11 protein-coding genes are annotated in these 12,719 nt (G+C 69.9%); 6 read left to right on the forward strand and 5 right to left on the reverse strand.

The features are described 5' to 3' along the window. Window positions 1-175 precede the first annotated feature (175 nt). From ABD340_RS16435 to ABD340_RS16450, 4 genes are all read left to right on the forward strand, one after another. Complete coding sequence (locus tag ABD340_RS16435; RefSeq protein WP_425547369.1) at window positions 176-3,826, forward strand: multifunctional oxoglutarate decarboxylase/oxoglutarate dehydrogenase thiamine pyrophosphate-binding subunit/dihydrolipoyllysine-residue succinyltransferase subunit; 3,651 nt, start codon at window positions 176-178, stop codon at window positions 3,824-3,826. Window positions 3,827-3,898: 72 nt separating this feature from the next. Further along, the gene (locus ABD340_RS16440; protein WP_344589837.1) at window positions 3,899-4,078 is read left to right on the forward strand and encodes a DUF6104 family protein; all 180 of its coding nucleotides are present in this window, start codon (window positions 3,899-3,901) and stop codon (window positions 4,076-4,078) included. A gap of 472 nt (window positions 4,079-4,550) precedes the next feature. Next, window positions 4,551-5,378, forward strand: coding sequence for a DUF4097 family beta strand repeat-containing protein (locus ABD340_RS16445; RefSeq protein ID WP_344589838.1), 828 nt, complete (start codon window positions 4,551-4,553; stop codon window positions 5,376-5,378). A gap of 1 nt (window position 5,379) precedes the next feature. After that, a complete protein-coding gene (locus ABD340_RS16450; protein ID WP_344589839.1) occupies window positions 5,380-6,105 on the forward strand; it encodes a PadR family transcriptional regulator in 726 nt (241 codons plus the stop codon). A gap of 6 nt (window positions 6,106-6,111) precedes the next feature. On the opposite strand, the gene ABD340_RS16455 is transcribed toward ABD340_RS16450, so the two are convergent. The 4 genes from ABD340_RS16455 to ABD340_RS16470 are packed head-to-tail and all read right to left on the reverse strand — an operon-like array spanning window position 6,112 to window position 9,845. Next, entirely contained in the window at window positions 6,112-7,080 is a 969-nt protein-coding gene (locus tag ABD340_RS16455) for a zinc-binding dehydrogenase (protein ID WP_344589840.1), read from the reverse strand. Between the two features lie 47 nt (window positions 7,081-7,127). Further along, window positions 7,128-7,934 (reverse strand): amino acid ABC transporter ATP-binding protein, encoded by an 807-nt coding sequence (locus ABD340_RS16460; protein WP_425547370.1) that lies wholly within the window; start codon window positions 7,932-7,934, stop codon window positions 7,128-7,130. Continuing rightward, window positions 7,931-8,935, reverse strand: a complete 1,005-nt coding sequence (locus ABD340_RS16465; protein WP_344589841.1) for an amino acid ABC transporter permease — start codon at window positions 8,933-8,935, stop codon at window positions 7,931-7,933. The genes ABD340_RS16460 and ABD340_RS16465 overlap by 4 nt, the downstream gene beginning before the upstream one ends. A gap of 4 nt (window positions 8,936-8,939) precedes the next feature. Continuing rightward, complete coding sequence (locus ABD340_RS16470) at window positions 8,940-9,845, reverse strand: ABC transporter substrate-binding protein (protein WP_344589842.1); 906 nt, start codon at window positions 9,843-9,845, stop codon at window positions 8,940-8,942. Window positions 9,846-10,193: 348 nt separating this feature from the next. Here ABD340_RS16470 and ABD340_RS16475 point away from each other — a divergent pair, with 348 nt between their 5' ends. Both ABD340_RS16475 and ABD340_RS16480 read left to right on the forward strand, forming a co-directional pair. Continuing rightward, window positions 10,194-11,387 carry an NAD(P)-dependent malic enzyme gene (locus ABD340_RS16475; RefSeq protein WP_344589843.1) on the forward strand — a complete coding sequence of 398 codons (1,194 nt, stop codon included), beginning with the start codon at window positions 10,194-10,196 and terminating at the stop codon, window positions 11,385-11,387. Window positions 11,388-11,609: 222 nt separating this feature from the next. Further along, window positions 11,610-12,164 (forward strand): CGNR zinc finger domain-containing protein, encoded by a 555-nt coding sequence (locus ABD340_RS16480; RefSeq protein ID WP_344589844.1) that lies wholly within the window; start codon window positions 11,610-11,612, stop codon window positions 12,162-12,164. Here ABD340_RS16480 and sodX read toward each other — a convergent pair. Next, entirely contained in the window at window positions 12,128-12,526 is a 399-nt protein-coding gene (gene sodX / locus ABD340_RS16485; protein WP_425547371.1) for a nickel-type superoxide dismutase maturation protease, read from the reverse strand. The genes ABD340_RS16480 and sodX overlap by 37 nt on opposite strands. Window positions 12,527-12,719: the final 193 nt, after the last annotated feature.

Below are 12,719 nucleotides of genomic sequence, written 5' to 3' on the forward strand. Positions count from 1 at the left end.
CGGTCGGCAGGTTCGGCCGTTTCGGTCGGACTCCGGCGGAGGTCGCCCGGCATGTGCAAAGGTGAGGCGCAAGTGCGAGTAGCCTTGACTCGTCTCAGAACTCACCTGCGAGCTGCGGAAGAGGGCGATCTCCGCCGTGTCGACAGAGTCAGCGCAATCAAGTGCCGACCCCAAGATGACCGACTTCGGTGCCAACGAGTGGCTGGTCGACGAGCTGTACCAGAAGTACCTCGAAGACCCCAACTCCGTTGACGAGGCTTGGTGGAACTTTTTCGCGGACTACCAGCCGGAGACCCGGCCTGCCGCGACCCCCGCCACGCCGGGGGCACCGAAGTCCGCCAACGGCACCCCGGCGGCTCCACCAACACCGCAGCCGCCCGCCGCGCCGGTCAAGGCGCCCGCGGGCAGGCCCGCCGAGCCGAAGTCCGCCAAGCCCGCTCCCCCGCCCGTTCCGGCGGGCGCGGAGGAGATCCGGTTGCGCGGCGTCGCGGCCCGCACGGCCACCAACATGGAGGCCAGCCTGGCGGTGCCGACCGCGACCAGCGTGCGCGCCGTCCCGGCCAAGCTGCTGATCGACAACCGCATCGTCATCAACAACCACCTCAAGCGCGGCCGCGGCGGGAAGGTGTCGTTCACGCACCTGATCGGCTACGCGATCGTGCGGGCGCTGACGGCGATGCCGGAGATGAACGCCGCCTTCACCGAGGTCGACGGCAAGCCGGTGCTGGTCAAGCCCGAGCACGTCAACTTCGGCCTGGCCATCGACCTGCAGAAGGCCGACGGCCAGCGGCAGCTGGTGGTGCCCAGCATCAAGGCCGCCGACAGCCTCGACTTCCGCCAGTTCTGGGCCGCCTACGAGGAGATCGTCCGCAAGGCGCGCGGCAACAAGCTCACCCTGGAGGACTACCAGGGCACCACGATCAGCCTCACCAACCCCGGCACCATCGGCACCGTCCACTCGGTGCCGCGGCTGATGCCCGGCCAGGGCACCATCATCGGCGTCGGCGCGATGGAGTACCCGGCCGAGTTCGCCGGCGCGTCCGAGGAGACGCTGTCGCGGATGGGGGTCAGCAAGGTGATGACGCTGACCTCCACCTACGACCACCGGATCATCCAGGGCGCGCAGTCCGGCGACTTCCTGCGCCGCATCCACCGGCTGCTGCTGGGCGACGACGGCTTCTACGACGAGATCTTCGAGGCGCTGCGGATCCCCTACGAGCCGGTCCGCTGGGTCAAGGACATCTCCGCCACCCACGAGGACGACGTCGCCAAGGTCGCCCGGGTGCACGAGCTGATCCACGCCTACCGGGTCCGCGGCCACCTGATGGCCGACACCGACCCGCTGGAGTACAAGCAGCGCCGCCACCCCGACCTCGACATCCTCCAGCACGGCCTCACCCTGTGGGACCTGGAGCGCGAGTTCGCCACCGGCGGGTTCGGCGGCAAGCCGACCATGAAGCTGCGCGACATCCTCGGCGTGCTGCGGATGGCCTACTGCCGCACCGTCGGCATCGAGTACATGCACATCCAGGACCCCGAGGAGCGCGCCTGGATCCAGGAGCGCGTGGAGGTCCCGCACGAGAAGCCGTCGCGCGAGGAGCAGCTGCACGTGCTCAGCCGGCTCAACACCGCCGAGGCGTTCGAGACGTTCCTGCAGACCAAGTTCGTCGGGCAGAAGCGGTTCTCGCTGGAGGGCGGCGAGTCGGTCATCCCGCTGCTCGACTCGGTGATCTCCGCCGCCGCCAAGACGCACCTGGACGAGGTCGTCATCGGCATGGCGCACCGCGGCCGGCTGAACGTGCTGGCCAACATCGTCGGCAAGTCCTACGGGCAGATCTTCGGCGAGTTCGAGGGCAACCTCGACCCGCGCAGCGCCCAGGGCTCCGGCGACGTCAAGTACCACCTGGGCGCCGCGGGCGACTTCATCGCCGACGACGGCTCCAAGATCCGCTGCGAGCTGGTCGCCAACCCGTCCCACCTGGAGACCGTCGACCCGGTCCTGGAGGGCGTCGTCCGCGCCAAGCAGGACCTCCTGGACGTCGGCGAGGCCGGGTTCAGCGTGCTGCCCATCCTGCTCCACGGCGACGCCGCGTTCGCCGGGCAGGGCGTGGTCGCCGAGACCCTGAACCTCTCCCAGCTGCGCGGCTACCGCACCGGCGGCACCGTGCACGTGATCATCAACAACCAGGTCGGGTTCACCACCGCGCCGGAGTACTCGCGCTCCAGCGTCTACTCCACCGACGTGGCCCGGATGATCCAGGCGCCCATCTTCCACGTCAACGGCGACGACCCCGAGGCCTGCGCCCGGGTCGCCCGGCTGGCCTTCGAGTACCGGCAGACGTTCAAGAAGGACGTCGTCATCGACATGGTCTGCTACCGGCGGCGCGGCCACAACGAGGGCGAGAACCCCTCGTTCACCCAGCCGCTGATGTACGACCTGATCGACGCCAAGCGCTCGGTCCGCAAGCTGTACACCGAGGCGCTGATCGGCCGCGGCGACATCACCGTCGAGGAGGCCGAGGCCTCGCTGCGCGACTACCAGCTGCAGCTGGAACGGGCGTTCACCGAGACCCGGGAGGCCATCAAGAAGCCGCTCGAGCCGGGCGCGGTGGTCAAGCCGGACGTCGAGGAGCAGATCCCGATCGACCACGCCTCGGCCGGCACCGCGATCAGCGCGGAGACGGTCAAGCGGCTCATCGAGTCGCAGCAGAGCCTGCCGGAGGGCTTCAACGTCCACCCGCGGCTCCAGCCGATCCTGCAGCGCCGGGTGCAGTCGGTCGAGGACGACGCGATCGACTGGGCCACCGGCGAGCTGCTGGCCTTCGGCTCCCTGCTGATCGACGGCCGCCCGGTCCGCCTGGTCGGCCAGGACAGCCGCCGCGGCACCTTCGGCCAGCGGCACGCCGTCCTCGTCGACCGCAAGACCGGCGAGGAGTACACCCCGCTCAAGCAGTTCGGGCAGGGCGTGTCGAAGTTCTACGTGCACGACTCGCTGCTCAGCGAGTACGCCGCGATGGGCTTCGAGTACGGCTACTCCATGACCCGCCCCGACGCGCTGGTCGCGTGGGAGGCCCAGTTCGGCGACTTCGGCAACGGCGCCCAGTCGATCGTGGACGAGTACATCTCCTCCGGCGAGCAGAAGTGGGGCCAGCTCTCCGGCGTCGTGCTGCTCCTGCCGCACGGCTACGAGGGCCAGGGGCCGGACCACTCGTCCGCCCGCATCGAGCGGTACCTGCAGCTGTGTGCCCAGGACAACATGACGGTCGCCTACCCGACGACCACGGCGAACTACTTCCACCTGCTGCGCTGGCAGGCGCTGTCCGGCCGGCACAAGCCGCTCGTCGTGTTCACGCCCAAGCGGCTGCTGCGCCTCAAGGCCGCCGCCTCCTCGGTCGCCGAGATCACCGGCGGCGCGTTCCAGCCGGTCATCCCTGAGAGCGACCCGTCGATCGACGCGTCCGGGGTCAGGCGGGTGCTGCTCACCACCGGCAAGATCTACTACGACGTGGTGAAGGCCCGCGACTCGAACGGCGCCACCGACACCGCGGTGGTCCGGGTCGAGCGGCTCTACCCGCCGCCGGTGGACGAGATCAAGGCCGAGCTGGCCAAGTACCCGAACCACACCGAGGTCGTCTGGGTCCAGGACGAGCCGGCCAACCAGGGCGCCTGGCCGTTCATGGCGCTCAAGCTCCCGCACCACATCGAGGGACTGACGATGAAGCGGGTCTCCCGCCCCGCCTCCTCGTCCCCCGCCGTGGGCTCGGCCAAGCTCCACGAGGCCGAAGAGGAGGCCCTGCTCGCCCGGATCTTCGGCGAGGACGAGTAACCGCAGGACGGGTTCCGAGGGCTCCGGCGCACGAGCGCGCCGGAGCCCTCGGCGTAACCGAAAGAGATCGACATGTACTTCACCGATCGGGGGATCGAGGAACTGGCCGACCGCCGCGGCGGCGAGGAGGTCACCCTGGGCTGGCTGGCCGAGCGGCTGCGCGAGTTCGTCGACCTGAACCCCGACTTCGAGACCCCCGTCGAACGCCTGGCGACCTGGCTGGCCCGTCTAGACGAGGACGAAGTGGAATAGGCCGTATTTTTGCAATCCCGGCCCAGGGCACTCGCCTGGCGGCTCGCGCCCTGACCGTGCTTGGTGCGAGCGCGGCATCGCTTCGCGATCTGGCCGGTGCGGCTCGCCTTCGGCGTCGCCTCACCGGCCAGGTAGCGCGCTCGCGCGGTATCTGAGGCCACGGAGAGCCCCGACCCAACACGATACATCTTGACTTCCCAATAACGCGACATATCGTGTCTACTAGAGGAAGGAGTCGCACACCCCATTTGGAGACCACCCACCCCAGCCCGTCAGTAATGGGGGGCAAGGGGGCGAAGCCCCCAGGGGACGGGGGGACGAGGGGTGGCGGAGCCCCCCAGCCGGGGGGTGCGGGGGGGGCGGGAGCCCCCTGCCAAGGGGCGGGCGGCCCCGTAAGGAGCGCTAGCGACTGAAGGGGACGCGCGGCCCGGCGTGGGGTCTGGGGGTCGCCCCCAGATAGACAGGAGTCATGATGGCGCGTTGGACTGTCGACGAACCGGCCACGCTCGACTTCGATGGTGTGGTCGCCTTCAAGGCCACGCTGATCGCGGGGAGCGTCTCGGTGCTGGCCTCCGACGAGCGGCCCTCGATCATGGTCGGGGACGTGGAGGGTCCGCCGCTGGTGATCGGGCACGAGGCCGGGATGCTGACGATCACCCATGAGCGGTTGCTGGAGGGCGTGCTGAGCTGGCTGCGCACGCACAAGGCGCGTGCCGCGATCACGGTGACGGTGCCGCGGGACTGCCCGCTGACCCTGAATCTGGTGTCGGCGGACGCGGTGATCACGGGGATGACGGCGCGCACGTCGATCCGGAGCGGGTCCGGGGACGTGACGCTGGACGGGGTGACCGGTGACGTCGACGCGAACACGGTCTCGGGGGCGATCGAGGGGCAGGGGCTGGACGGCAGGGTCGCGTTCACGTCGGTCTCGGGGGATCTGGCGCTGGCCGGCGGTGACATCGATACGCTGACGGCCCGTACGGTCAGCGGCCGGATCGCCGCGGACATCGATCTGGCGGGGTCGGGCCGGATCGAGGTCAACACGGTCTCGGGCGAGGTGGCACTGCGGATTCCGGAGTCGGCGGGGGTGCGGGTGTCGTTGCAGTCCGCTGCGGGCCGGATCGAGACGTCGTTCCCGGAGCTGGATCGCGCGGAGCGGGCGGTGTCCAGGGGCGTGTCGGGCAGGCTGGGGGACGGTTCGGGCCGGTTGTCGGTCAACACGGTGTCGGGTGGCGTCGCCCTGCTCGGCCGGGCGGGGGACGGCGACGCCGACGTCAGCACACCGGAAATGGAGAAGTGAGTTGAGCCCCGTCTTCGGCCACGGCCGTCTGCGCCTGTACCTGCTCAAGCTGCTCGAGGAGAGCCCGCGGCACGGGTACGAGGTGATCCGGCTGTTGCAGGACCGGTTCCTGGGGGTGTATTCGCCCTCGCCCGGCACGATCTACCCGCGGCTGGCGCGGTTGGAGTCGGAGGGCCTGGTCAGCCATGAGGTGGTCAAGGGCAAGAAGGTGTACTCCCTGACCGACAAGGGCCGGGAGGAGCTGGAGCGGCGGATGGACGAGCTGGCCGAGCTGGAGGAGGAGATCTCGGCGTCGGCGCAGGAGTTCGCGCGCGAGGTGCAGCAGGACGTGCGGCAGACGGTGCGGTCGCTGCGCGAGGAGTTGACTCAGGCGGCCCGGAACATGCGCGATCAGGGCCGTACCACGTCCAAGGACGCGTGGCGGGAGTCCACCGAGCGGCAGAAGGATGAGTGGCAGCGGCAGAAGGAGCACTGGCGGGAGCAGAGCCAGGCTTGGAAGGTGGAGTGGTGGCACGCGTGGGAGGACGCGTGGAAGACCGCCACGGGGTCGCGGCACGATGTGGCGCGGCTGAAGGTGGAGCGGCTGCTGCGCTCGTTCGTGGTGGACGTGCGGACGGCGGCGGGGGACGCCCGCCTGGACGACGATGATCTTGCCGCCGTCCAGGCGCTGCTGGAGGAGACGCGCGAGCGCCTTCGCACCGAGGTCTTCCGCGACCGCGGCGAGTAAGCCGGGTCAGGGCGTGAAGACGATCTTTCCGAAGAGGTCGCCGTCGTGCATGGCGGCGAAGCCGTCCCGGGCCTCGGCAAGTGGGAGGGTGCGGTCGACGAGCGGCCGGGTGCCGGTCTTGACCAGGAACCGGGCGAGCCGTTCGAGCTGGTCGCGGGTGCCCATGGTGGAGCCGATCACCGACAGCTGGAGGAAGAAGACGCGGTTGAGCTCGGCCGGCGGCACCTGGCCGCTGGTGGCGCCGGACACCACGATCCGGCCGCCGGGGCGCAGCGACTTCAGCGAATGTGACCACGTGGCCTGCCCCACGGTCTCCATCACCGCGTCGACGCGTTCGGGCAGCCGCGCGCCGGATTCGAACGCGGCGTCGGCGCCCAGTTCCAGCGCCCGCTTGCGCTTGGCGTCGCTGCGGCTGGTCGTCCAGACGCGGTAGCCGGCGGCGGCGCCGAGCGCGATCAGCGCGGTCGCGACGCCGCCGCCCGCGCCCTGCACCAGCACGGTCGAGCCGGGCTGCAGGCCGGCCTTGTCGAACAGCATCCGGTACGCGGTGAGCCAGGCGGTGGGCAGGCAGGCGGCCTCGGCGAACGACAGCTCGGCCGGCTTGGGCACCAGGTTGCGGCGGGGCACGGCGACGCGCTCGGCGAAGGTGCCGTCGTAGGTCTCCGACAGCAGCGACCGCTTCGGGTCGAGGGTCTCGTCGCCGCCGCCGCGTTCGGGGTCGCCGATGACGGAGTGGACGATGACCTCGTTGCCGTCCTCGTCCACCCCGGCCGCGTCGCAGCCGAGGATGATGGGGAGCCGCTCGGCGCGCAGCCCCACGCCTTTCAGCGACCACAGGTCGTGGTGGTTGAGCGCGGTCGCCTTCACCGTGACGGTGGTCCACCCGTCGGGGACCTCCGGTTCGGGCCGCTCGCCCAGCGTCAGGCCGTTCAGCGGATTGTCTGCGTCGAATTGCGTAGCCGTGGCAGCGAACATGAACGAACCCTAATCCGCGGCACGGCGGCCGGCCGACGCCGGGTCCGTCACAGGACCTTGGACAGGAAGTCCTGGGTGCGGGGGTGCCTGGGGTTGGCCAGGACCTCGCGCGGCGGGCCCTGTTCGACGATCACGCCGCCGTCCATGAAGACCAGGGAGTCGCCGACCTCGCGGGCGAACCCGATCTCGTGGGTGACCACGACCATCGTCATGCCGTCCAGCGCCAGCTGCTTCATCACCTCCAGCACCTCGCCGACCAGCTCGGGGTCGAGCGCCGAGGTGGGCTCGTCGAAGAGCATCAGCTTGGGTTCCATGGCGAGGGCACGGGCGATCGCGACGCGCTGCTGCTGGCCGCCCGACAGCTGGGCCGGGTAGCTGCCGGTCTTGTCGGCCAGGCCGACCCGGTCCATCAGCTTCAGCGCCCGCTCGCGGACCTGCGCCTTGGGCCGGCGCCTGACCCGGCAGGGCGCCTCCATGACGTTCTCCAGCGCCGTCATGTGCGGGAAGAGGTTGAAGCGCTGGAACACCATGCCGATGTCGCGGCGCTGCGCGGCCACCTCGCGGTCGCGCAGCTCGTACAGCTTGCCGCCCTTCTCCCGGTAGCCGACCAGATGCCCGGCCACCGACAGCCGCCCGGCGTCGATCTTCTCCAGGTGGTTGATGCAGCGCAGGAACGTCGACTTGCCGGAGCCGGACGGGCCGATGACGCACATCACCTCGCCGGGCCGCACCTCCAGGTCGATGCCCTGGAGCACCTCCAGGCGGCCGAAGCTCTTGTGCACGTTCTCGGCCCGCACCATGAAGTCGTCCTGGACGTCCACGGTGTCGGCGCCGCTCACGGACGGCTCCTTCATCGGTCCTTCCCCTCCCCGGCGTCGCCCTTCTTCAGGGTAGGACCGCCCGCTGTGGCCGTCCCGGCCCGGTCGCGCCGCCGCGACCTGCCGGTCGCCGCCGCGCCGCGCGCGAAGTGGCGCTCGATGAAGTACTGCGCGACCAGCAGGAAGCTGGTCAGGATCAGGTACCAGATGCAGGCCGCCACCAGCATCGGGAACACCTGGAAGGTCCGGTTGCCGACCGCCTGGAGCTGGAAGAACAGCTCGTTGCTCACCGGGACGAACGCCACCAGGGCGGTGTCCTTCAGCATCGCGATGGTCTCGTTGCCGGTCGGCGGGACGATCACCCGCATCGCCTGCGGCAGCACCACCCGGCGCATCGTCTGGAACCGGGACATGCCCAGCGCCGACGCCGCCTCGCCCTGCCCGGGGTCGACCGACAGGATCCCGGCGCGGACGATCTCGGCCATGTAGGCCGCCTCCGACAGCGCCAGCGCCAGCAGGCCCGCCATGAACCCGGTCAGCAGCGTCCGCGCGTCCAGCGTGAAGAGGGTGCCGGTGAGGTCGACGCCCAGCAGGTCGCTGAAGGCCTGCGCGAACGGGATCCCGCCGACGTGGTACTGGGCGTACAGGATGCCCATGTTGCCGAACAGGATCGCCAGCACCAGCCGCGGCACCGCCCGGAAGAACCAGGTGTAGAGCCAGGCGACCCCGCTGAGCACCGGGTTGGGCGACAGCCGCATCACCGCCAGGACCACGCCCATCGCCACGCCGATCAGCATGGCCAGCACGGTCAGCGCGATCGTGGTGTAGACGCCGCGGACGATGTTGGGCCGGAAGGCGTTGTCGACGATGAACGACCACTGGAACTTCTCGTTCGTCACGAGCATGTGGATGAACATCGCGGCCAGCACCGCGATGACGGCCACCGCCACCCAGCGGCCGGGGTGCCGGACGGGCACGGCCTTGATCGCCTCAGGCCGTGCCCGCGCCGCCGAGGTGTCCTCGGTTGTGTGGGTCATGGGATCAGGGGTTCACTGCCGAGTCGTTCAGGGCGCCCGCCTGGACGTTCCACTTCTCCAGGATCTTCTTGTAGGTGCCGTCCTGCATCAGCGCCTTGGTGGCTTCCTGGATCGCCTGCGCGAACTGGGTCTGGTCCTTCTTCAAGATGTACCCGTACGGCGCGGCGTCGTAGATGTCGCCCACCAGCTCCAGCTGGCCGTTGGTCTGCTTGACCGCATAGGCCATGATCGGGGAGTCGGCCAGGCCGGCGTCGTCCTTGCCGGACACGATCGCCGCGGTGGCCTGGTCCTGCCCCTGGTACTGGTCGATGGTGATCGCGGGCTTGCTCGCCTTCTTGCACGCCTCGGACTTCTTCTGGATGTCCTCGACCTGCACGGTGCCCGTCTGGACGGCGACCTTCTTGCCGCAGGCGTTGTCGGGCTGGACGCCGCCCGGGTTGCCCTTCTTGGTGGCCCACTGGGTGCCGGCGTTGAAGTAGCTCACCATCAGTACCTGCTTCTTGCGCTCAGGGTTGATGGTGAAGGACGACACCCCGGTCTCGTACTTGCCGGACTGCACGCCCGGGAGGATGTCGTCGAACTTGGAGCTGACCCACTCGGTCTTGAGGCCGAGCTTGGTGGCCACCGCGTCGAACAGCTCCTTGTCCCAGCCGGTGACGGTCTTGCCATCGGCGTCGAGGAACTCGTTGGGGGCGTACGAGGCGTCCGTGCCGATGACGATCTTGCCGTCCGACTTGACGGCGGCGGGCACCATGCCCGCCAGCCGGGCATCGGTGCCGCCCGACGGGGTGATCTTGTCACCGGCCCCGGGGCCCTCGTCCTTCTCGCCGCACGCCGACAGGGCGAGCGCGCCCGTCAGCACGAGCGCGCCCACCGCGACGACGCGGCGACGCAGAGAACCAGTGATCACAGGTCCCCCTCCGTCTGGTTCGGCGGATCCGGCGGATCCGTGGTCGGTGCATAGTTTTGCGTACACCGGTCGTGATCTGGATAAAGGGTCCGAAACAATCGGACAACAAGGATGTTCGGGACCCCACCCATTTCACCGATCATCTCACGCTCCGTAGTCGCCGCCATAACGCCATGGCGCCCGCGTGACGGCCACCACCCGGCCCCGGCCAGCGGCACGACGGGACGCCTGTGGCACAATCGGACAACGGGTGACCCCCGTACGTCGCCAGATGTCCACCAGGTGACGGCCACCAGACCACATCACCGCGGCGGCATCGAATCCACATTTCATTGATCAGGGGTCGCTGTGGCTGAAGAGCCCAATTCCACCGAACCGCATTCTTCGTACGACGACGATCCGGCGTTCCCGCTGCACCGCGGCGGCAAGCTGGAGGTCCGCTCCACCATCCCGGTCCGGGACAAGGACGATCTCTCCCTGGCCTACACCCCCGGCGTGGCACGCGTCTGCACCGCGATCGCCGAGCACCCCGAACTGGCCTACGACTACACCTGGACCTCCAAGGTCGTCGCGGTCGTCACCGACGGCACCGCCGTCCTCGGCCTGGGCGACATCGGCCCGGCCGCCTCCATGCCGGTCATGGAGGGCAAATCGCTGCTGTTCAAGGAGTTCGCCGGGGTCGACTCGGTGCCGATCGCGCTGGCCTGCACCGGCGTCGACGAGATCGTCGAGACCGTGATCCGGCTCGCGCCCAGCTTCGGCGGCATCAACCTGGAGGACATCAGCGCCCCCCGCTGCTTCGAGATCGAGGACCGGCTGCGCGCCGCCCTCGACATCCCGGTCTTCCACGACGACCAGCACGGCACCGCGATCGTCGTGCTGGCCGCGCTCAAGAACGCCGCCCGGCTGACCGGCCGTCCACTGTCGGACCTGCGCGCCGTGGTCGCCGGCGCCGGCGCCTCCGGCGTGGCCGTGACCCGCATCCTGCTGAACGCCGGCATCGGCGACATCGCCGTCTCCGACAGCAAGGGCCTCATCTACCAGGGCCGCGACGGCCTCAACCCGATCAAGCAGGCGCTCGCCGCCGACACCAACAAGGCCGGCCTGCAGGGCTCCACCGAGGAGGCGCTGCGCGGCGCCGACGTGTTCATCGGCCTGTCCGGCAGCACCGTCCAGGAGTCCTCGGTGGCCACCATGGCCGACGACGCGATCGTGTTCGCGCTGTCCAACCCCACGCCCGAGATCCACCCGGACGCGGCGCGGCGGCACGCACGGGTGGTCGCCACCGGCCGCAGCGACTTCCCGAACCAGATCAACAACGTGCTGGCCTTCCCCGGCATCTTCAAGGGCGCGATGCAGGTCCGCGCGCACAGCATCACCGAGGGCATGAAGCTGGCCGCCGCCGACGCGCTCGCCGACATCGTCGGCGACGACGTGTCGGCCGACTACGTGATCCCCGGCCCGTTCGACGAGCGGGTCGCCCCCACCGTCACCGCCGCCGTGGCCGACCAGGCCCGCGCGGACGGCGTCAACCGGATCTGACCCCGATCCCACCGACGGCCCGTGCCTCCCCGACCGGGAGGCACGGGCCGTTCGACGATCAAGAACCTTCGCCCGAATCACGCGATTGCCGCGAATTTGTCGGCCTGCCACGGTCCCGGCCGGACGATATTCCATCCTCCACTCCCCCGTACTTCGGGGTACGGGGTGTAATACTCGACAGGGGGGAATGAACTTCAGGTCGACTCCACCGGGAGCGCGCTCGTGGACCTCGCCTCTTACGCCGACCTGGCGATCGAGCTCGTCAACACGCAGGACCGCGCCGGCGACGCGCTGCGGGACCTGGACGGACTGCACGCCCTGCTGGCCCGCCGCCCGCATCTCAACGGCCGGATCGGCCACCGGGACCTGGACACCGTGCGCGGCCTGCGCGCCCAGTTGCGGGCGGTGTTCGTCGCCGCCAGCGGCGGCGACGAGGACGAGGCGATCGAGCGCCTCAACTCACTGCTCATCCAGCATCCGATCCACCCCCAACTGGCCCGCCACCAGGACCACGGCTGGCACATGCGCCTCAACGAGGCCGGCTCCGTCCCCGACCGGTACGCGGCCCGCGCCGCGATGGGCCTGGCCGTCAAGGTCGCCGAGCACGGCATCGACCGGCTCGGCGTCTGCCGCGCCGACGGCTGCGGCCGGGTGTTCTTCGACACCACCGCGAGCCGCTCCCGCCGCTACTGCTCCGACCGGTGCGCCGGCCGTCCCAACGGCATGGTGACCGCGCTGGCTCACCGGAACACCGTCACCCGCGACGGCGGCCAGTAGCGCGCCACGACCCGTCCCACCACCAGCCGGTCCGGGACGGCGCCGAAGTCCCAGCTGTCCTGCCTGCCGGACGCGCCCTGGTTGTCGCTTTCCAGCCACCACCCGCCGTCGTCGCGGCGCAGCACCCGCTTCACGATGAGCTGTTCGGGCCGTCCCGGATGGCGGGCGACCACGAGATCACCGTCGCGCACCCGTCCGGCCCGGACCAGCAGCAGGTCGCCTGGCCGCAGCACGGGCCGCATCGAGTCCCCCGTCACCGCCATCGCCCGCATACCTCGCCCCCGCTGTGTTTTTTGCAATCCCGGCCCAGGGCACTCGCCTGGCGGCTCGCACCCTGACCGTGCTTGGTGCGAGCGCGACATCGCTCCGCGATCTGGCCGGTGACGCTCGCCTCCGGCATCGCCCCACCGGCCAGGTAACGCACTCGCGTCGCTTAAGGCCACCTCGTGACAGGTCCTAGGCCGAAATACCGAGCGCCCTGCCGCCATGCACCCCGCGTCACAAGAGTAATGTCGGTGACCTGAGCATGATCCGAAACGAGGGAAGGAAACGCAG

The sequence above is a fragment of the Actinomadura vinacea genome, from assembly GCF_039532545.1.
Classification (GTDB): Bacteria; Actinomycetota; Actinomycetes; order Streptosporangiales; family Streptosporangiaceae; genus Spirillospora; species Spirillospora vinacea.

What these genes read in the sequence shown, in the direction of transcription:
- ABD340_RS16455 (WP_344589840.1), bottom strand. Translation starts at nt 7,080, where the DNA reads ATGTTCGCTGCCACGGCTACGCAATTCGACGCAGACAATCCGCTGAAC.
- ABD340_RS16435 (WP_425547369.1), top strand. Translation starts at nt 176, where the DNA reads ATGACCGACTTCGGTGCCAACGAGTGGCTGGTCGACGAGCTGTACCAG.
- ABD340_RS16445 (WP_344589838.1), top strand. Translation starts at nt 4,551, where the DNA reads ATGGCGCGTTGGACTGTCGACGAACCGGCCACGCTCGACTTCGATGGT.
- ABD340_RS16465 (WP_344589841.1), bottom strand. Translation starts at nt 8,935, where the DNA reads ATGACCCACACAACCGAGGACACCTCGGCGGCGCGGGCACGGCCTGAG.
- ABD340_RS16460 (WP_425547370.1), bottom strand. Translation starts at nt 7,934, where the DNA reads ATGAAGGAGCCGTCCGTGAGCGGCGCCGACACCGTGGACGTCCAGGAC.
- ABD340_RS16440 (WP_344589837.1), top strand. Translation starts at nt 3,899, where the DNA reads ATGTACTTCACCGATCGGGGGATCGAGGAACTGGCCGACCGCCGCGGC.
- sodX (WP_425547371.1), bottom strand. Translation starts at nt 12,526, where the DNA reads ATGTCGCGCTCGCACCAAGCACGGTCAGGGTGCGAGCCGCCAGGCGAG.